The organism is Nonomuraea sp. NPDC059007 (assembly GCF_042740555.1).
GTDB lineage: Bacteria > Actinomycetota > Actinomycetes > Streptosporangiales > Streptosporangiaceae > Nonomuraea.
Map to the genome: position 1 here is coordinate 83,114 of NZ_JBHYJD010000017.1, position 16,410 is coordinate 99,523.

22 protein-coding genes, 2 tRNA genes and 1 other RNA gene are annotated in these 16,410 nt (G+C 69.0%); 12 read left to right on the forward strand and 13 right to left on the reverse strand.

What is annotated here, in order from left to right:
* The first annotated feature begins 188 nt into the window (after nt 1–188).
* The gene (locus ACFWY5_RS27380; RefSeq protein ID WP_379613164.1) at nt 189–1,622 is read left to right on the forward strand and encodes a GAF domain-containing protein; all 1,434 of its coding nucleotides are present in this window, start codon (nt 189–191) and stop codon (nt 1,620–1,622) included.
* A gap of 4 nt (nt 1,623–1,626) precedes the next feature.
* Here ACFWY5_RS27380 and ACFWY5_RS27385 read toward each other — a convergent pair whose 3' ends face one another.
* Both ACFWY5_RS27385 and ffs read right to left on the reverse strand, forming a co-directional pair.
* Nucleotides 1,627–4,134: a DNA polymerase III subunit gamma and tau gene (locus tag ACFWY5_RS27385; RefSeq protein ID WP_379635211.1), complete on the reverse strand. Its 2,508-nt coding sequence runs from the start codon at nt 4,132–4,134 to the stop codon at nt 1,627–1,629.
* 30 nt (nt 4,135–4,164) lie between these two features.
* An RNA gene (gene ffs / locus ACFWY5_RS27390) (signal recognition particle sRNA small type) lies at nt 4,165–4,260 on the reverse strand.
* An 83-nt stretch (nt 4,261–4,343) separates the two neighbouring features.
* Between ffs and ACFWY5_RS27395 the strand changes: the two genes are divergently transcribed.
* Nucleotides 4,344–4,428 (forward strand) — tRNA-Ser (locus ACFWY5_RS27395).
* Nucleotides 4,429–4,491: 63 nt separating this feature from the next.
* On the opposite strand, the gene ACFWY5_RS27400 is transcribed toward ACFWY5_RS27395, so the two are convergent.
* Together ACFWY5_RS27400 and ACFWY5_RS27405 are read right to left on the reverse strand one after the other, a co-directional pair.
* Nucleotides 4,492–4,899: a VOC family protein gene (locus tag ACFWY5_RS27400; RefSeq protein ID WP_379613162.1), complete on the reverse strand. Its 408-nt coding sequence runs from the start codon at nt 4,897–4,899 to the stop codon at nt 4,492–4,494.
* Nucleotides 4,900–4,904: 5 nt separating this feature from the next.
* On the reverse strand, nt 4,905–5,348 hold the full coding sequence (locus tag ACFWY5_RS27405) for a helix-turn-helix transcriptional regulator (protein ID WP_379635213.1): 444 nt from the start codon (nt 5,346–5,348) through the stop codon (nt 4,905–4,907).
* 115 nt (nt 5,349–5,463) lie between these two features.
* On the opposite strand from ACFWY5_RS27405, the gene ACFWY5_RS27410 reads away from it, so the two are divergent.
* Entirely contained in the window at nt 5,464–5,919 is a 456-nt protein-coding gene (locus tag ACFWY5_RS27410) for a hypothetical protein (RefSeq protein WP_379635215.1), read from the forward strand.
* Here ACFWY5_RS27410 and ACFWY5_RS27415 read toward each other — a convergent pair.
* Together ACFWY5_RS27415 and ACFWY5_RS27420 are read right to left on the reverse strand one after the other, a co-directional pair.
* Nucleotides 5,916–6,377, reverse strand: coding sequence for an NUDIX domain-containing protein (locus tag ACFWY5_RS27415; protein ID WP_379635217.1), 462 nt, complete (start codon nt 6,375–6,377; stop codon nt 5,916–5,918). The genes ACFWY5_RS27410 and ACFWY5_RS27415 overlap by 4 nt on opposite strands.
* A 16-nt stretch (nt 6,378–6,393) precedes the next feature.
* The gene (locus ACFWY5_RS27420; protein ID WP_379635219.1) at nt 6,394–7,017 is read right to left on the reverse strand and encodes a LysE family translocator; all 624 of its coding nucleotides are present in this window, start codon (nt 7,015–7,017) and stop codon (nt 6,394–6,396) included.
* A gap of 91 nt (nt 7,018–7,108) precedes the next feature.
* On the opposite strand from ACFWY5_RS27420, the gene ACFWY5_RS27425 reads away from it, so the two are divergent.
* Both ACFWY5_RS27425 and ACFWY5_RS27430 read left to right on the forward strand, forming a co-directional pair.
* On the forward strand, nt 7,109–8,056 hold the full coding sequence (locus tag ACFWY5_RS27425; protein ID WP_379613157.1) for a neutral zinc metallopeptidase: 948 nt from the start codon (nt 7,109–7,111) through the stop codon (nt 8,054–8,056).
* 113 nt (nt 8,057–8,169) lie between these two features.
* A complete protein-coding gene (locus ACFWY5_RS27430) occupies nt 8,170–8,469 on the forward strand; it encodes a type II toxin-antitoxin system VapB family antitoxin (protein ID WP_379613156.1) in 300 nt (99 codons plus the stop codon).
* A gap of 3 nt (nt 8,470–8,472) precedes the next feature.
* Here the strand turns inward: ACFWY5_RS27430 and ACFWY5_RS27435 are convergent, their stop codons facing one another.
* The 6 genes from ACFWY5_RS27435 to ACFWY5_RS27460 all read right to left on the reverse strand — a co-directional run bounded on the left by ACFWY5_RS27435 (nt 8,473) and on the right by ACFWY5_RS27460 (nt 11,369).
* Nucleotides 8,473–8,856: a hypothetical protein gene (locus ACFWY5_RS27435; RefSeq protein WP_379613155.1), complete on the reverse strand. Its 384-nt coding sequence runs from the start codon at nt 8,854–8,856 to the stop codon at nt 8,473–8,475.
* Between the two features lie 127 nt (nt 8,857–8,983).
* A complete protein-coding gene (gene lepB / locus ACFWY5_RS27440) occupies nt 8,984–9,523 on the reverse strand; it encodes a signal peptidase I (protein ID WP_379613154.1) in 540 nt (179 codons plus the stop codon).
* Between the two features lie 294 nt (nt 9,524–9,817).
* A tRNA-Ser gene (locus ACFWY5_RS27445) sits at nt 9,818–9,904 on the reverse strand.
* 10 nt (nt 9,905–9,914) lie between these two features.
* Nucleotides 9,915–10,352: a tRNA adenosine(34) deaminase TadA gene (gene tadA / locus ACFWY5_RS27450; RefSeq protein ID WP_379613105.1), complete on the reverse strand. Its 438-nt coding sequence runs from the start codon at nt 10,350–10,352 to the stop codon at nt 9,915–9,917.
* 14 nt (nt 10,353–10,366) lie between these two features.
* Nucleotides 10,367–10,843: a tRNA adenosine deaminase-associated protein gene (locus ACFWY5_RS27455; protein WP_379613104.1), complete on the reverse strand. Its 477-nt coding sequence runs from the start codon at nt 10,841–10,843 to the stop codon at nt 10,367–10,369.
* Nucleotides 10,844–10,859: 16 nt separating this feature from the next.
* Nucleotides 10,860–11,369 carry a tRNA adenosine deaminase-associated protein gene (locus ACFWY5_RS27460; RefSeq protein ID WP_379613103.1) on the reverse strand — a complete coding sequence of 170 codons (510 nt, stop codon included), beginning with the start codon at nt 11,367–11,369 and terminating at the stop codon, nt 10,860–10,862.
* A 154-nt stretch (nt 11,370–11,523) separates the two neighbouring features.
* On the opposite strand from ACFWY5_RS27460, the gene upp reads away from it, so the two are divergent.
* The 6 genes from upp (at nt 11,524) to ACFWY5_RS27490 (ending at nt 15,546) form a co-directional block, all read left to right on the forward strand.
* Nucleotides 11,524–12,162, forward strand: a complete 639-nt coding sequence (gene upp / locus ACFWY5_RS27465) for a uracil phosphoribosyltransferase (RefSeq protein WP_379613102.1) — start codon at nt 11,524–11,526, stop codon at nt 12,160–12,162.
* 111 nt (nt 12,163–12,273) lie between these two features.
* On the forward strand, nt 12,274–12,498 hold the full coding sequence (locus ACFWY5_RS27470; protein ID WP_184959181.1) for a hypothetical protein: 225 nt from the start codon (nt 12,274–12,276) through the stop codon (nt 12,496–12,498).
* A gap of 97 nt (nt 12,499–12,595) precedes the next feature.
* Nucleotides 12,596–12,754 (forward strand): hypothetical protein, encoded by a 159-nt coding sequence (locus ACFWY5_RS27475; RefSeq protein WP_165977494.1) that lies wholly within the window; start codon nt 12,596–12,598, stop codon nt 12,752–12,754.
* Nucleotides 12,751–13,281 carry a PH domain-containing protein gene (locus ACFWY5_RS27480; RefSeq protein ID WP_379613101.1) on the forward strand — a complete coding sequence of 177 codons (531 nt, stop codon included), beginning with the start codon at nt 12,751–12,753 and terminating at the stop codon, nt 13,279–13,281. Before ACFWY5_RS27475 ends, ACFWY5_RS27480 begins: the two co-directional genes overlap by 4 nt.
* Nucleotides 13,282–13,378: 97 nt before the next feature.
* Nucleotides 13,379–14,719, forward strand: a complete 1,341-nt coding sequence (locus ACFWY5_RS27485; RefSeq protein WP_379613100.1) for a helix-turn-helix domain-containing protein — start codon at nt 13,379–13,381, stop codon at nt 14,717–14,719.
* A 149-nt stretch (nt 14,720–14,868) separates the two neighbouring features.
* Entirely contained in the window at nt 14,869–15,546 is a 678-nt protein-coding gene (locus ACFWY5_RS27490) for a FadR/GntR family transcriptional regulator (RefSeq protein WP_379613099.1), read from the forward strand.
* A 6-nt stretch (nt 15,547–15,552) separates the two neighbouring features.
* Here ACFWY5_RS27490 and ACFWY5_RS27495 read toward each other — a convergent pair whose 3' ends face one another.
* Nucleotides 15,553–15,837 (reverse strand): hypothetical protein, encoded by a 285-nt coding sequence (locus ACFWY5_RS27495; RefSeq protein ID WP_379613098.1) that lies wholly within the window; start codon nt 15,835–15,837, stop codon nt 15,553–15,555.
* Between the two features lie 60 nt (nt 15,838–15,897).
* Here ACFWY5_RS27495 and ACFWY5_RS27500 point away from each other — a divergent pair, with 60 nt between their 5' ends.
* Nucleotides 15,898–16,332 (forward strand): MarR family winged helix-turn-helix transcriptional regulator, encoded by a 435-nt coding sequence (locus ACFWY5_RS27500; protein ID WP_379635222.1) that lies wholly within the window; start codon nt 15,898–15,900, stop codon nt 16,330–16,332.
* Nucleotides 16,333–16,410: the final 78 nt, after the last annotated feature.

The window sequence follows — 16,410 nt, forward strand, 5'->3', positions numbered from 1 at the left end:
GGGACCCGGCCAGCACGCCGGCCGGAGCGGCCGCACCACGCCGACGTTTCAGTGGAGGACGCTAGCGGCGGCAACGTTGCACACAGGTTGCGATCGTTCAATCACCCTGTGCAATCCCCTGAACGGCTTGCGCTGGGAACCCTTGACCGCGAGGGTGATTCATAGGGGTTGACTACTTGGAGTGGCCGATGAGTTACGCCAGTCTCGATGCGTACTCCCGCAAACTGCGCGGGGCCCATGAAGCCGCATGGACGGGCGCCACCTTGCCGGAGGGCGCTCCACGTCGGCTGATCTCGGCGTCATGGGAGCGATCCATCGAAGCCGGCGTCGATCCGGAGAACGCCGCCGCGCCGCTCGTCTACGACGTGTCCCGCATCAACGACGTCCGCGAGTCGCACCCGCTGCAGCCGCTGCTGCCGCTCCTGGCCGGCACGCTCACCACCATGGCCGACGCGAGCGGCCACGTCGCCATCATCACCGACGGTGATGGCAACATCCTGTGGCGCGATGGCAACCGCACGATGATGCGCCGCGCCGACCGCGTCGGCCTCGCCGACGGGCACAAATGGTCAGAGGGCAGCGTGGGCACCAACGGCATCGGCACCGCCCTCGCCGACCGCACGCCCGTGCACGTCTACTCGGAAGAGCACCTGATGCGGGTCCTGCACGTCTGGTCGTGCAGCGCCGCCCCGATCGTCGACCCCGACACCGACGAGGTGCTCGGCATCGTCGACATCAGCGGCACCGCCCCCAGCCTCCACCCCGCCACCGTCGCCCTGGTGACCGCCACCGCGAAGCTCGCCGAGTCACAGCTCACCGTCCGCATGTACGAGCGCGACGAGCGCCTGCGCCGCCGCTTCGACGGGCTGCGCGACCACGCCGGCATCCTGGTCACCGCCACCGGCCGGGTCATCGCCGGCGATCCCGGCGGGCTGCTCGGCGAGCGCATCGCCCGGCCCGCCGCCGGTGGCCGCTACGTCCTTCCCGGCGGGCGCGCCGTACTCCTGGAGCCCTTCCACGACGGCTACCTCCTGCGCGTCACCACGGAGAGCGCGCCGCCCACGCTCCAGCTCACCTTCCTCGGCGAGGGTCAGCCCACCGCCCGCCTCGGCGGGCGGCACCTCGCGCTGTCCCTGCGCCACGCCGAGATCCTCGCCCTGCTCGCGCTTCACCCCCGCGGCCTGACGGCCGAACAACTCTGCTTCTACCTGTACGGCGACGCCGGCAACCCGGTCACCATCCGCGCCGAGATCCACCGGCTCCGCTCCCAGCTCGGGGACACCGTCGGCGCGAAGCCGTACCGGCTGACCTCCCCCGTCGAAGCCGATTTCGTCGAGCTGCGCAGCCTCCTGGCCGCCGGCGACCCCTCAGCCGTCGCCCGCGCCTACCCGGGCCCGCTGCTGCCCCGCTCGGAGTCCCCGGAACTGCGCAGGGCCCGGGACGAGCTCGAAGTCCAGGTACGCGCGAGCCTGCTCCGCAGCGGCTCACCGGAAGACCTGTGGATCTACGCGCAGACCGCGAACGGGCGCGACGACATGCAGATCCTGGAACGGCTCAGCACCACCCTGCCCACCACCGACCCCCGGGCGATCACCGCGCGGATCCGCCTGCGCTCGCCCTGACCGGTTACGTGTGGTCGATCTCGCCGATGACCTGGGCGCCGAGTTCGCGTTGGAGCAGGGCCATGCCGCCCACGGCGTCGAGGTCGGCGTCGGCGTCGTTGAGCGGGTCCACCTCGTCGGAGTCGGCGCTCTTGCTCCGGCTCGGCACCGCGTCCGGCCAGGCGGAGGCGCCGCCCTGGCGGGGCTTGGGGGCCCGCGGGCCCGACTGGGCCGCCGCCTGAGCGGCCGAACGGGCCGCCGCCATGCCGCCACCGGTCTTCACCGCGGCCGCCTGGCCGGGATCGGGCATCGGCGGCGAACCCGGGCTCATGTCGTCGGGCGCGTCGGGCCACGACTCGTCCGTGGTCGCCCTCGCCGAGCCGGCGGCGTCCTCGGCCGCCGGGGCCTGTGCCTGGGGCGGATTGTCAGGCGCGGTGGGGCCCGGCTGGCTCGGTGCGCTCTGGTCGGGGGACGGCTGGGGGCTGGTCTGGTTGCCAGGGTTGCCCTGCTGGGTGGCAGGAGGGCTCGGCGCGTCGCCGCCCTGCGGACTGGGATTGCCGCCCTGCTGACCCGGGTTGCCGCCCTGCGGACCGGGGTTGCCGCTCTGCTGACTCGGGTTGCCGCTCTGCGGGCCGGGGCGTCCGCCTTGGGGGGCGCCACCGCGGCCGCCGGGGGCCGGTGAGCCGCCGACCACCGCTTCCACCCGCCACTTGCCACCGAGGACATCGCCCAAGGCGCTGGCGACGACGGCGTCCTTGCCGCCGCCGGTGAAGTTCTTCATCGCGCCGACCTGGGCGAAGCCGAGCGTGACAATGTTGCCCTCGACGCCCACGACCTGCGCGTTGGTGCTGACGTTCGCCCAGACGACGATGCTCCGCTGCTTCAGCGCCGCCAGTACGGCAGGCCACTGCGACAGAATCGCCCCAGGCCCACCGGCCGCCGCTTGCCCAGTAGCCATGCCACCGGCGTCCGCGACAGCCGACCCGCCGTCGGTCGCATCGGCGCTACCACCGGCCGTGCCATCACCCGCATGCCCCCCGGCCGACCCGCCAGGCGTTCCCGCCGGACTGCCGGACGCTCCCGTGGAATCACCGGATACGACCGCCGCACCACCGGACACGACCGCCGAGCCACCGGGCATGCCCGTGCCACCGGTGCCGGGCCGCACCGCGTCAGGCCAATCGCCACCCCCCGCACCGGGGCTCGCGCCGCCCGGGTTGCCTGAGGCCCCCTGAGCCGCGCCATGACCCACGGCGGCCGCGCCACCCGCCCCAACCCCACCGGAGACCGCTCCAGCGCTGCCGGAGGCACCCGGGTGACCGGAGGCGCCTGCCGTACCGGAGGAAGGGGGGGTGCGAGCGGCCATCTGGGCGACCACGCCGCCGCGCTCCAGGCGCTCCAGGCGGGCCAGCAGCGCTTCCTCGCCCGCCGCCGCGCCCGGCAGCAGCACGCGCGCGCACATGAGCTCCAGCAGCAACCTCGGCGACGTGGCGCCGCGCATCTCGGTGAGGCCCGCGTTGAAGACCTCGGCGGCGCGGGTGAGCTCGGCCGGGCCCAGGGAGGCTGCCTGGAGCACCAGGCGCTCGAGTTCGTCGGCGGGGCGGTCGAGCAGGCCGCTGGACGCGGCTTCTGGAACGTTGGCGAGGATGACCAGGTCGCGGAAACGTTCGAGGAGGTCGGCGGCGAAGCGGCGCGGGTCGTGGCCGCCCTCGATGACGCGGTTGACCGCGCCGAAGACCTTGGCCCCGTCGCGTTCGGCGAAGGCGCCGATGACCTCGTCGAGCAGGTCGCCGTCGGTGTAGCCGAGCAGGGAGACGGCCTTGGCGTAGGTGACGCCGTCGTCCTCGGCGCCCGAGAGCAACTGGTCGAGGATGGACAGCGAGTCACGCGCCGAACCCGCGCCCGCGCGCACGACGAGCGGCAGCGCGGTGGGCTCGAAGGGGACGTTCTCGGAGCTGAGGATCTCCTCCAGCAGCGCCCGGAGCGTCGCGGGCGGCATCAGCCGGAAGGGATAGTGGTGGGTACGCGACTTGATCGTGCCGATGACCTTTTCCGGCTCGGTCGTCGCGAAGATGAACTTCAGGTGCGGCGGTGGCTCTTCGACGAGTTTCAGCAGCGCGTTGAAACCCTCGCGGGTCACCATGTGCGCCTCGTCGATGATGTAGATCTTGTAACGCGCGGACACGGGGGCGAAGAACGCCCTCTCCCGCAGGTCGCGCGCGTCGTCCACGCCTCCGTGGGAGGCGGCGTCGATCTCGATCACGTCGAGGTGGCCGGGCCCGGTGGCGGACAGCGCCACGCACGACTCGCATTCACCGCAGGGGTCGGGAGTCGGGCCCTTCTCGCAGTTGAGGCTTCTCGCCAGGATTCGGGCACTGGAGGTCTTGCCGCATCCGCGCGGCCCGCTGAACAGGTACGCGTGGTTGATCCGGCCCATGCGCAGCGCCTGGCGCAACGGCTCCGTGACGTGATCCTGCCCCTTGACCTCCGCGAAGGTCCCGGGGCGGTACTTGCGGTAAAGCGCAAGGCTCATGCGACCATCCCGCCTGCAGGGGGCTCCCAACGAAGAGACCCCCCGCACACCCGCCAGAGCCCGCTTATCCTTGCTGCCTTCCGGCCCTGGGGAGGTTCACAGGATGACGCCGCGCGAGGGGTCCTTGGACAGTCTAGCCACAACCGGCAGTGCTTGTTGCAGCGAAATCGTGGTCTCCAGAGCGCCGGGAGTCCGGTAAGCTCATCCGCGGAGGATTCGCCTAGTGGCCGAGGGCGCACGCTTGGAAAGCGTGTATAGGGCAACCTATCAGGGGTTCAAATCCCCTATCCTCCGCTCAGCCTGGAGAGGTTGTGCCGTGATCGGCGGCACAACCTCTTTTTGCTTTGGGGCGGATGTTCAGATCTGGTTGATGCGGACCATGTTGCCCGCCGGGTCGCGGAAGGCGCAGTCGCGCAGGCCGTACGGCTGGTCGGCCGGTTCCTGGACGACGTCGGCCCCGGCGGCCTGGACGCGCTCGAAGGTGGCGGCCAGGTCGGAGGTGGCCAGGACGATGCCCGCGTAGCTGCCCTTGGCCATCAGTTCGGCGATCGTGCGGCGCTCGTCGTCGCTGAGGCCCGGGTCGCTGCCGGGCGGTTCGAGGACGATCGACGTCTCCGGCTGGCCCGGCGGCCCGACCGTGATCCAGCGCATGCCCTCGTAGCCCACGTCCTTGCGTACCTCGAAGCCCAGCGCGTCGCGGTAGAAGGCGAGCGACTTCTCAGGGTCGTCGGCGGGCAGGAATGTCAGGTGAATCGTGAGGTTCATGCACCTCACGGTAGGTCGGCACGCGCGGCGGCCGCTTCTCGATTCCTGATCGGTCGCATGATCCGCTTGGCGACGCACGCGGGGATGCCCTCGGCGTCCTTGGCGGCCAGGCGGCGGTAGGTGCTCGGCGACATGCCGACCAGTTCGGAAAACCGGGTGCTGAACGTGCCCAGCGACGAACAGCCCACCGCGAAGCAGACCTTGGTGACGGACAGGTCGCCGCGCCGCAGAAGGGTCATGGCTCGTTCGATGCGCCGGGTCATCAGGTAGCTGTAGGGCGATTCGCCGTAGACGGCGCGGAACTCCCTGCTGAGGTGCCCGGCCGAGATGTGCGCGCCGCGCGCCAGCGCCTGTACGTCCAGGGGCTGCGCGTAGTCGCGGTCGATCCGGTCACGTACGCGGCGCAGCAGGACGAGCTCGCGCAGGCGCGGGTCGGATCTGCCGGTCACGGCTACCAGCCTGCCCTGCGGACCGGCGCGCTGTCCACGCGATCCCCTTTGCGTGGGAGTGGTCTCCCCCGTCCGGGGGAGGGATCGCGCGGCCCGCCTGCCTACGTTCGGGGGCATGGCGATGATGCGCTGGCCGGCGTACACGATGACCGTGTTGTTTCTCGGGTACGGCGCCGGCAAGGCGGTGTTCGCGGCCCAGGGGAAGCTGGGGTTCCCCGGTGGGCCGGTGGTGCCCGCCGAGGAGTACGCGCGCTATGCCCGTGACGTGATGAACGTCTCCATGGCGCAGTGGTTCGCCGCCGCCAACGGGCTGATCGGTGCGGCGCTCTTCATGGCCACGGTGACCGGGGTGGGGCGCCGGGTGCCGCGGCCGCTGATGCTGGCGGTGCTCGGGGTCGCGTTCCTCGGCGTCGGGGCGGGCATGGTGGTCATGATCGCGGACGGGTTCCTCGGGCTGGGCGTGGGCTGGCAGTGGTACCACGGCGTGCTCGGGATCGTGGTGCTCGGCCTGATGGCCGCGACGGTCTGGTCCTACGCGCGGGCGACCCGGCGCGCAGGACCGGCCGGCTAGACGTTCTCCGGCGCCAGGAAGCTTGGGGCGCCGGAGTCGCGCGCGGAGGCCGCGGCGGACAGACGGGCGAAGGCGTGCGGACGGAGCAGTTCGGCGGCGGTTTCCATGGGGAAGAAGCCGTAGTCGTCGAGTTCCTCGGCCTGCAGGGTGATCGGGGTGCCGGGGTCGAGGGTGCCGCAGTCGAACATGAAGTGCACCGACGGCAGCGGGCAGGTGTCCAGGGGCATGAGCCACTGGGTCACCAGCAGGCTGCCGGGCGTGGTGGTGAGGCCGAGTTCCTCCGCCACCTCACGGGCACAGGCCTGCGAGGGGTGCTCGCCCTCGTCGATCAGGCCTCCGGCGAAGTTCCAGTGGTCGCGGTAGTTGGGCTTGACCAGGAGTACGCGCCCCCGAGGGTCCGTGATGTAGGCCGCGGCGGCGGCGACGAGCTTGTTCACCGACATCCAGAAGTCATCCACGCGATCACCCTAGGCCTCAGGCGACGACCGCCTTGGTGCGGTCGGTGGCCATGTGGACGGCCATGGCGCCGAGGACGGTGCCGGTCACGTACCGCTGGATGCGCACCCAGCGCGGGTGCGTCGCGAGGAATGCCGCCAGCGCCCCCGCCGACAGCGCGATCAGCGCGTTGACCAGCGTGCCGATGAAGATCTGCACGGACCCCAGCGCGAGGCTCTGCAGGAGCACATGTCCCATCGACGGGTCGATGAACTGCGGCAGCAGCGAAAGATACAGGATCGCGATCTTCGGATTGAGCAGGCAGGTGAGCAGACCCATGGCGAAGAGCCTGCGCGGCCGCTCGACGGGCAGCTCACGGGCCTCGAACGCGGAGGCGCCGCCGGGCTTGATGGTGTTCCAGGCCAGCCACAGCAGGTACGCCGCGCCGGCCAGCTTCAACGCCGTATAGGCGGCGGGCACGTAGGCGAACAGAGCGGTCAGACCCAAACACGTCGCCGTCAGATAGACGGTGAAGCCGAGCGCCACGCCCGTGAGAGAGATCAGACCGGCGCGCCGGCCTTGGGTGATCGACCGCGAGACCAGGTAGATCATGTTCGGGCCGGGCGTCAGCACCATGCCCAGCGAAACCAGTGCAATTCCCACCAAACCAGCTGTCACCCCACAAGGGTAACCTGGTGCCAGAAATGGCTGATTACGGAGCGTATTCGGGCTGCTACCCGGGAAGTCGTCTCACATGCAGTTCGACGATGACGCGAAGCTCGACCCGTCCGAGATCGAGGACGTACGAGCGACCGGCCCGAAGCAGGGCGGCGGCGGAGGGATGCTGCCGGCCGGATGCGCGTCGCTGCCGATCAGCGGCAAGGGCGGCGGCTGCCTGCTGATCATCCTGGCGGTGGCGGCGCTGTTCGTGTTCAAGATCGTCCCGTCCCCGTTCACCGGCGACCAGCAGCAACCGCAGGGAGGCGGGCAGGCGCCGCCCGCGCCGGCCGCCACGCCCAGCGGGAACCTGGCCGAGCGCTGCAAGACCGGCGCCGACGCCGACCAGTCCGAGGACTGCCGCATCGTCGGCATCGTCAACAGCATCCAGACGTACTGGAAGCAGGCCTTCGCCGCGCGCGGCGGCGGCGCCTACACCCCGGCCAAGACGGTGCTCTTCTCCCGGGCCGTCAACACCGCCTGCGGCGCGGCCGACTCCGCGGTGGGCCCCTTCTACTGCCCCCGCGACCGCAAGGTCTACCTCGACCTCACGTTCTTCAACACCCTCCAGCGCGACTACGGCGCCGAAGGCGGGCCTTTCGCCCAGGCCTACGTCATCGCCCACGAGTACGGTCACCACGTCCAGAACCTCCTGGGCACCATGAACCGGGTCGGCAACAGCCGCCAGGGCGCGAGCAGCGGAGCCGTACGCCTGGAACTGCAGGCCGACTGCTACGCCGGGGTCTGGGCGAACAACGCCGTCAAGACCGGCTTCTACAGCCAGCCGTTCACCCAGGCCGACATCGACCAGGCCCTCAGCGCGGCCGCCGCGGTCGGCGACGACAGCATCCAGCGCAAGGTCCAGGGCCGGGTGACGCCCGACGCGTTCACCCACGGCACCTCACAGCAGCGCGAGAAGTGGTTCACGGTCGGCTACCAGAGCGGTGACCCCAAGCGTTGCGACACGTTCACCGGAGCGATCTGAGGGCTTTCCCCGGCGGCCACACCGCCGGTGTTCGCGGCGAATGCGACGCGCGCCGACCTGGGCCGACGGCGGTGGAGAGCGCAAGAAATCGGATTCTCTCCTAAAATCAATGGGTGATCTTTAAGTTGGTCGGCGACGGACGTCCTTATCCCGAACATGGTCTGACGCACCGCGAGTGGGCGCAGATACCACCGCGGCAGGTCCGGCTCGACTCGCTGGTCACCACCAAAGCCATGCTCGACCTGCACTCGCTGCTGGCCGCCGACTCGACGTTCTACGGCGACCTGTTCCCGCACGTGGTCCAGTGGCAGGGCGAGCTCTACCTGGAGGACGGCCTGCACAGGGCGCTGCGCGCCGCGCTGCACCAGCGGTCCATCCTGCACGCCAGGGTCCTCGAACTGCCCCCGAGCTGACGCTCAGCGACGGTAGTACGGCTTCGCCTTGACGCTCGCGTAGCGCTGCCAGAGGCCGCCGTTGTCCTGGAAGTCGTACCAGGCGTCCTCAAGGCGGTCGTCCACGACGTTGCAGGTGCTGGTGCGGGAGTGGCCGCGCTTGATCGGGCCCACGTAGATGGTGCCCTTGCCGACGTACCGGCCGTTGATGTGCAGGCGGCAGGTCCCGCCCACCCAGGCGATGTTGCGACGGCTGTTGTTGACGACCTTGATGCGGATCGCGCAGGCCGATTCGCACCATCCGAAACTGAGCTTCAGCCGCACCGGCGCGGCCGCCGCCTGGGCCGGTGCCGCGACGAGCGTCCCGGCCAGGGCCAGGCCGGAGACGAGCGCGATCAGACGTTTCACGAAAAACCCCCGGTAAAGAAACAGTCAAGTCGGGCCATGATCACACGTCATCGCGGACGGTCACAAGAAACGTGAAGAGGCGACCCGTACGGGCCGCTCACCGCCGCGGCCACCTTCCGTGGCTCGCCTACCGTTCGCCGATGCGATCGACAACGCCGACCACATCGGAGAGGGCGATGGTGCCGCCACCGGGAGCACCCTTGTTCTGGTGCGTACGAGAGTCCAGACAGGAATCCCGGTTATCGCACATGATCCACAATCGTCCGCTGCCGACGCTCGCGCTAAAGGAGAAGTCCGCGGTATCTCCCACTGCGTATGGCTCGTCGAGCGGCTTTCCATCCACCTGGATTTTGCCCGAACTGGTGCAGCACTCCACGGAGGTTCCGGGCGTTCCAATGATGCGGGAGACCGCGGTGACCTCGCCGTCTTCCGGGTTCTCGCGCCAGGCCGGCGGCTCGCGATAGACGATGATATCGCCGATCTTCGGCACGTAATCGTCGCCGACCAAGCTGGCGGAGAAGCGTTCACCATCCTTGATGGTCGGTTCCATCGAGATGCTGGCGGCCGTATAGCTCTTCGAACCCAGCACCCTGTCAACAACCCCGCACCCCGATGTTGCCCACGCAACCATCAGGGCAGCGCCGATTAACTTCCCCAATGCCCGCATAACAGCAATTGTTCCTGAAGAGTCAGGCCGACGTGTTCATTTTCGATCATTTACCCGCCGGCTCCTTGTGCTTCCCCCGACGTCCACCCCTCCCCGCCGGCGTTTGTGCGGTGATCGAGGGCCCGGACCAGCCGTTCCATCGGCCTCGTCGCACGGATGCCGAATCCCTCTTGGCCACGATCTGGTCGTTCTTCCGTGGGAGCCACCGGCCTCCGCGCGGCCCCTGGTGTGACCGTTTCCTGGAGACACAAAGAGCCGCCGACCTGTACACACAGGTCAACGGCTCTTTTGGTGCGGTGGTGGTGGGATTTGAACCCACGGATGAGTTGCCCCATCACACGCTTTCGAGGCGTGCGCCCTCGGCCACTAGGCGACACCACCGCCGATGAGCTTACCGGATCCGCCGAGTGGCGAAGAACTCCTTAAGTACCGCGGAACACTCATCCGCGAGCACGCCCATGACGACCTCGGGGCGGTGGTTGAGGCGGCGGTCCCTGACGACGTCCCACAGGGAACCCACGGCGCCGCCCTTCGGATCCACCGCGCCGTACACGATCCGGTCCACCCGGGCCAGCACAGCGGCGCCCGCGCACATGGTGCACGGCTCCAGGGTGACCACGAGCGTGCAGCCGGTCAGGCGCCAGGAGCCGCGTGCCGTGGCGGCCCGCCGTACGGCGAGGATCTCGGCGTGGGCGGTGGGGTCGGCGCTCGCCTCGCGGTCGTTGCCCGCGCGGGACAGGACCTCGCCCTCGGCGGAGAGGATCACGGCGCCCACGGGGACCTCGCCGCGTGCCCCGGCCTGCCGGGCCTCCTGGAGTGCCAGGCGCATGGCGGCCGCGTGGGTCAACGCAGGCGGTCCAGTTCGTCGGCGAAGGCCAGGCGCTCGGCGATGACCGACAGGACGTCGGCGGGCAGCACGCCCTCCTCCATGCTGAGCTCCAGGAGTTCCTCGGAGCTGACGCCGAGGTCGCTCAGCAGCTCGAAGTCGCCGGACGGCTTCACGCCGAGCCCGTTGCCCTCCTTCTCCGGCGCGACACCGGCGAACTCGGCGAACAGCTCGCCGAGGGTGTCGGTCAGGCCGGCGTGCGCGTCGGACAGGAAGACGCGCGGCTCCTCCTCGCCCGTGTAGCGGGCGATGGCGAACCACTCGTCCTCGACCTCGACGCACAGCAGCGCCAGCTCATCGCCGGCCAGGCCCAGACTCTCCTGTACGGCGTCGCCGAGATCGTCGACGAACTCGGCCGCGCTGAGGTCGACCTCGGCACCGCTCCAGCCGTCCTCGGTCCTGACGAAAGCCGCAGAGAAGGTGTTAGAGGCCATCCCGAACTCCCGTGAGTCAGCCGAAGACCGATTCGATGGCGCGCTCGAACGGCTCGGAGAATCCGAGTCGCCCGGCGATGCTGGACAGGACGTCTTCGGGCAGCAGGTCGATGTCGCCGGACAGGATGCCCAGCTCCATCTCGTCGAGCCCGAGGTCGGCGAAGATCGACAGGTCGCCCGCGGGCAGCACCGTGTCCTCGTCCTGGAGGATCTCGTCGAGCTCATCCTCGTCGGGGATCGGGACGTCGATGTATTCGAGGACCTGCTGGGCGAGCGGGAAATCCCAGGAGGCGGCGATGTCGGACAGGAAGACATCGACCCGCTCTCCGAGAACGCGCAGCGCCACGAAGAACTCATCCCCAACGGCGACCAGGCCAATCGTGCCGCTCTCGCTCGGCTGCTGGCGTAGCGAGTGGATCAGCCCGTGCAGGTCGGAGGTGAGCCCGATAGGAAGTAGTTCGGCGTCCCAGCAGCCGTCCTCGCGGTAGACCACGACGGCAAAATCAAGGGCGTCTTCGTCTGCCATCGTCCATCCACCCGATCCCTGACCTGACGGCCACTAGTAGGGCACCCAATCGTTCCAGACGTGCCTACCCGCCGTGGGCGGCTCCGACCAAATTGTGATCAAAACCAGTTCCGCGACGTGCCGGTACGTTCCACACAAGATAGCGTTGTCCCTTATGGAAACCCTCGTCGTCGATCATCCCTTGGTGGCGCACAAGCTCACCGCGCTGCGGGATGTCCGCACCGACTCGCCGACGTTCCGCAGGCTCGCGGACGAACTGGTGACTCTGCTCGCGTACGAGGCCACTCGTGACGTCCGGGTGACCGACGTCACGGTGCGCACGCCCGTCGCCGAGGCCCATGGTGTACGACTGGCGCGGCCGTACCCGCTGGTGGTCCCGATCCTGCGGGCCGGGCTCGGCATGCTGGAGGGCATGACGCGGCTGCTGCCCACGGCGGAGGTCGGTTTCCTCGGCATGATCCGCAACGAGTCGACGCTCCAGGCGGAGACCTACGCCACCCGGCTGCCCGACGACCTGTCCGGCCGGCAGTGCTACGTCGTGGACCCGATGCTGGCCACCGGCGGCACGCTGGCGGCGGCGATCCAGTTTCTGTTCGACCGGGGCGCGGTCGACGTGACGGCGCTCTGCCTCCTGGCGGCGCCGGAGGGCCTGGCGCACATGGACAAGGTGTTCGCCAATTCCGGCAAGCCCATCCGCTTGGTAACGGCCGCTCTTGACGAGCGGCTGAACGAGAACGGCTACATCGTGCCCGGCCTCGGGGACGCCGGCGACCGTCTCTACGGCGTGGTCTGAGAACCTCTTTCCCTCTCCATGGACCTGCTCTTCGTTACATACTGTGTTTGTGTGGGTACGAAGAGTAAGGAAGCCGTCCCATTTTCCGGGATGCGGGCGTGAGGGAGCACGATGAGCGATCGCACCGAAGCCGATCCGAGTCCGTACGCGGACGTCGAGACGGCGCTGCGCGACGAGTTCGCCGGCGTCCACTCCGCGACCACGGTCACACGCTGCGTCGAAGCCGCTCATTACGGTGCGCTAGAGGTGACCGGCTACGCCCATGCGGGCCTCGTCGAGCGGATCGCGCGTAAGCACCTTCACGTTCTGGCGCTCGTGGCCAGCGAGCGCGGCTAAGAAGATCACAACTAACCGGCGCAGTTGCGCTTTACCCCGGCTAGGTAGTGGGTAACGTATACGGCGGGTGTAGTGGGTAAGTGGTACGGAGGCGACAGTGCAGGTCAAAAAAGTCCTCACCTACGGTGGTATCGCATTCGTTGCGTACTACCTGTTCGCGCGACCAGCGGACGCCGCTGACGCGGTCAGAGGGGCGTTCGACACGGTCTTCAACGCGGCCGACTCGCTGGCTCAATTTGTGAACAGCCTCGCATGAGACTTGTGACCCACGGGGACTCTGCTCCGTCGTCGGTCAACCGCTACCTACTCCCCCACGAACACCAGGTCATCATGGTGCGGCGTCACCCAGCCGTGCTGCTCCGTCCGGTCGCCGAGGTCTTCGGCGGCCTGATCATCGCCGGGCTGCTGAGCAAGTTCTTCGGCGACAAGGGGGGCGGCACGGCCCTCGTTGTCGTCTGGTGGCTCTGGCTGCTGCTCTTGATCCGTTTTGTATGGAAAGTCGCGGAGTGGTCGGTTGACTACTTTGTGGTTACTTCGAAGCGGATGCTACTGACCACGGGTTTGATCACCCGTAAGGTCGCGATGATGCCGCTGCAGAAGGTCACGGACATGAGCTTCCAGCGGTCCCTGCTGGGGCGCATGCTCGGTTACGGGGAGTTCATCCTCGAGTCGGCGGGCCAGGACCAGGCCCTGTCCAACGTGGAGTACATTCCCTACCCCGAGACCCTGTATCTGGAGGTCTGCCAGATGCTTTTCCCCAGCAAGGACGAGGGGGACGATTAATCTCCTCGTAGGGAATTCTTCGGGCGGGGATACCCGATTCGGCTACTTCATGCAATCATTTGCGTGTTGTTGACCCTTCCCCGCCTTGAGAGATGAGATGCCGAGTCAGGGAACCATCGGTGACCGCGTCCGAGGACTGCGGCTGAACAGGCGGATGTCCCAGGCCCAGTTGGCCGGGCCCGACCTGTCAGACAGTTACGTCTCACTCATCGAGTCAGGCAAGCGTACGCCGACTCCTGTCGTGGCCCGCCTTCTCGCCGAACGGCTGGGCTGCACCACCGAATTCCTTCTGCACGGCATCGAGCCAAGGCAGCGCATCGACACCGAGCTCGGGCTGAGACACGCCGAGCTGGAGCTGCAGCACGGCGACGCGGCCACGGCAGCCGAGCGCTTCACCGAGATCGTGAAGGCCGCGGACGAGGAAAACGCGATGCTCACCGCGCAGGCCCGCTTCGGCCGTGCGCGCGCACTCGAAGCACAGGGCCGCCTCGGGCAGGCCGTCGAGGCGTTCGAACGGCTGCGCCGCGAGGCCGCCGCCCACCCCGAGCGCCTGGCCGACCTGCCGCTGACCGTCGCGCTGAGCCGCTGCTACCAGCGGGCCGGCGACCGGCTCAGGGCACGCGACCTGGCCGCGAACGCGCTCGCGCAGGCGTCGAGGCTGGCGATCATGCAGGGTGAGCTCGCGGTGGACCTCGCCGCGGCGCTGATCGAGACGCAGGGGGAGGGCGACTCGGCGGCGATCACCTTCGTCAAGCAGGTGCTGGACGTAAGCGGCGTATCGCTTGTTCTGGACCGTTCCGGAGAGATCCACGCCCTGTGGCAGGCGAGCATCGCCGCGGCCGCGGGCGAGGACTCCGCTCTGGCGGTCCGCCTGGCCGACGATGCCATCATGGCCGGTCGCGCCGGCCGGATCGGGCGCCAGCTCGCCGTCACCGCCATGCGGTGGGCGAAGCTGGAGACGTCTCCGGTCGACGAGGCGGAGACACTCGCCGCCGCCGCGACGACCGTCTTCGCCGGGCTGCCCGGCATGACGGCCGAGCACGGCGAGAGCCTGGTCGCCCACGCCCAGGTACGCCTGCGCGCCGGCGAGTCCGCCAAGGCGGGCGAGCTGGCCGGAGCCGCGATCGACCTGCTCGCGAGCTCTCCGATCAAGGCCGAGGCGCACCTGGTGACCGCCAAGGTCTCGATGGGGCTGGGCGGCGACGCCTCCGTACACCTGAACGCCGCCCGCGACGTGCTCGCCGGGCTCGGCCGTCCGATGTACGGCTCCGACCGGCAGGCCGCGCGTTCCTGGCGTGAGCTCGGTGACCTCTACGGCGAGGCGAACGCGCCCGACCAGCAGACGGCGGCCTACCGCAGGGCGCTCGAAGCGGCAGGCGTACGCTCGTTCATGGCGGGGGTTACAACCGACGCCCAGATCACGCACGGCAGTAGTTAGCCGACTCCGCTGACCAGGGCCTTTCGGGTGGAGGCCCTGGTGATGGCACCTGCCCGGCAGGCTTAGACTTGCGCCTCTCAGGCAGGAATAATTAGGGTCTACCAGTCATTGACTCATAGGATGATTGGTTTCCCCGGAGGAGGCAGACTGTGAGTCTGCGTACGGCACAGCGGGCATCGCTCGTGGACCAGGTGATCGATCAGCTCAAGGAGCAGATCACGTCAGGGTCGTGGCCGTTGAACGGCAAGATCCCGACGGAGACCGTTCTGGCCGAGCAGCTCGGAGTCGGTCGCAACACCGTCAGGGAAGCCGTACGCGCGCTCACTCACGCCGGCCTGCTCGACTGCCGCCAGGGCGACGGCACCTACGTACGGGCCACCAGCGAGCTGTCCGGGGCCATGCTGCGCCGGCTGCGTCAGGCTGAACAGCTGGAGATCCTCGAAGTACGCCGCGCGCTGGAGGTCGAGTCGGCCCGCCTGGCCGCCACCCGCCGCACCGACACCGACATCCTCAACATCGAGAGCCGTCTGGCCGAGCGCGACCGCGCCTGGGAGGCCGACGACCCCGACGCGTTCGTGGAGGCCGACCTGGCCTTCCACATGGCCGTCGCGCATGCCACGCACAACCTGGTGCTCATCGACCTGTACGAGGACTTCTCGGCCGCGCTGCGGGCCAGCATCACCGCCGCGGGCACCTCGCTCAACAAGAGCTACATCCCGCACGACGCGATCGCCCGCGCCATCGCCGCCGGCGACGCCGCCGCGGCGGAGCGCGCCGGGCACGCGTGCATGGAGCACATTCTCATCGCCCTCACCGACGAGAGCTGACCCTCCTCAGTCTTCACGGGTACCCTCCTCGGCCACCACAAGGGCGTCGATCGCGGCGAAGAAGGCCGCGATCCCGGGCAGGTTGGCGCCCTTCTCACGCGAGGCGGCGAAGTCCGCGGGCGATCGCCATTCGACGACGTCCAGCCATTCGTCGCCGGGCAGGCGCACCAGGCGGGCGTTCAGGAACCCCGCGCGGTCCTTCGCGAAGTCGGCCAACATGGCGGGGCGCGCGGCCAGGAGCTCGTCGGCTCTGGCCGCCTTGAAACGGGTGAGTTCCACAGTGGTCGTCATGCGGCTAAAGTATAGTAACGATTGATGATAGTCAAGATTAGTGACTATATGGAGGTTGCCGTGCGGCGCAGCGAGCACAAGAAGATCGACCCCGACCTGGGGATCCTCGCCAGCCGGACGTTGTTCGCCTTCCAGCGGGAGTTGTTCGCCACCATCGCCAAGCAGGGCCACGGCCGCATCCGGCCCCGGCACGGCGCCGTCCTCGCCTACCTGGACCCCGAAGGCAGCCGCGCCACCGACCTTTCCGCGCAGTCGGGGCAGCACAAGCAGGTCATCGGGACGCTGGTGGACGAGCTGGTGGAGTTGGGGTATGTGGAACGGCGGCCGGACCCGAAGGACCGGCGGGCCAAGCTGATCGTGCCGACGGAGCTGGGACTGGACCAGATGGCCAAGGCGGACGCGCTGGTGGAAGAGATCGAACACCGCCACGCGGCCAAGGTGGGGGACGCGGAGTGGGCGGCCTTCAAACGCGTGTTCCGCGAGATCACCACCTGACCTGCCGGCCCACACGAGGCGGGGTTCCCGGCGCTGGAATCGGAGGGCCGTTGCGGTGGGGCATCTGTCCGACGTGAG

What these genes read in the sequence shown, in the direction of transcription:
- ACFWY5_RS27495 (WP_379613098.1), bottom strand. Translation starts at nt 15,837, where the DNA reads ATGACGACCACTGTGGAACTCACCCGTTTCAAGGCGGCCAGAGCCGAC.
- tadA (WP_379613105.1), bottom strand. Translation starts at nt 10,352, where the DNA reads ATGCGCCTGGCACTCCAGGAGGCCCGGCAGGCCGGGGCACGCGGCGAG.
- ACFWY5_RS27410 (WP_379635215.1), top strand. Translation starts at nt 5,464, where the DNA reads ATGGCGATGATGCGCTGGCCGGCGTACACGATGACCGTGTTGTTTCTC.
- ACFWY5_RS27455 (WP_379613104.1), bottom strand. Translation starts at nt 10,843, where the DNA reads ATGGCCTCTAACACCTTCTCTGCGGCTTTCGTCAGGACCGAGGACGGC.
- ACFWY5_RS27425 (WP_379613157.1), top strand. Translation starts at nt 7,109, where the DNA reads ATGCAGTTCGACGATGACGCGAAGCTCGACCCGTCCGAGATCGAGGAC.
- lepB (WP_379613154.1), bottom strand. Translation starts at nt 9,523, where the DNA reads ATGCGGGCATTGGGGAAGTTAATCGGCGCTGCCCTGATGGTTGCGTGG.
- ACFWY5_RS27460 (WP_379613103.1), bottom strand. Translation starts at nt 11,369, where the DNA reads ATGGCAGACGAAGACGCCCTTGATTTTGCCGTCGTGGTCTACCGCGAG.
- ACFWY5_RS27480 (WP_379613101.1), top strand. Translation starts at nt 12,751, where the DNA reads ATGAGACTTGTGACCCACGGGGACTCTGCTCCGTCGTCGGTCAACCGC.
- ACFWY5_RS27380 (WP_379613164.1), top strand. Translation starts at nt 189, where the DNA reads ATGAGTTACGCCAGTCTCGATGCGTACTCCCGCAAACTGCGCGGGGCC.
- ACFWY5_RS27400 (WP_379613162.1), bottom strand. Translation starts at nt 4,899, where the DNA reads ATGAACCTCACGATTCACCTGACATTCCTGCCCGCCGACGACCCTGAG.
- upp (WP_379613102.1), top strand. Translation starts at nt 11,524, where the DNA reads ATGGAAACCCTCGTCGTCGATCATCCCTTGGTGGCGCACAAGCTCACC.
- ACFWY5_RS27485 (WP_379613100.1), top strand. Translation starts at nt 13,379, where the DNA reads ATGCCGAGTCAGGGAACCATCGGTGACCGCGTCCGAGGACTGCGGCTG.
- ACFWY5_RS27385 (WP_379635211.1), bottom strand. Translation starts at nt 4,134, where the DNA reads ATGAGCCTTGCGCTTTACCGCAAGTACCGCCCCGGGACCTTCGCGGAG.
- ACFWY5_RS27470 (WP_184959181.1), top strand. Translation starts at nt 12,274, where the DNA reads ATGAGCGATCGCACCGAAGCCGATCCGAGTCCGTACGCGGACGTCGAG.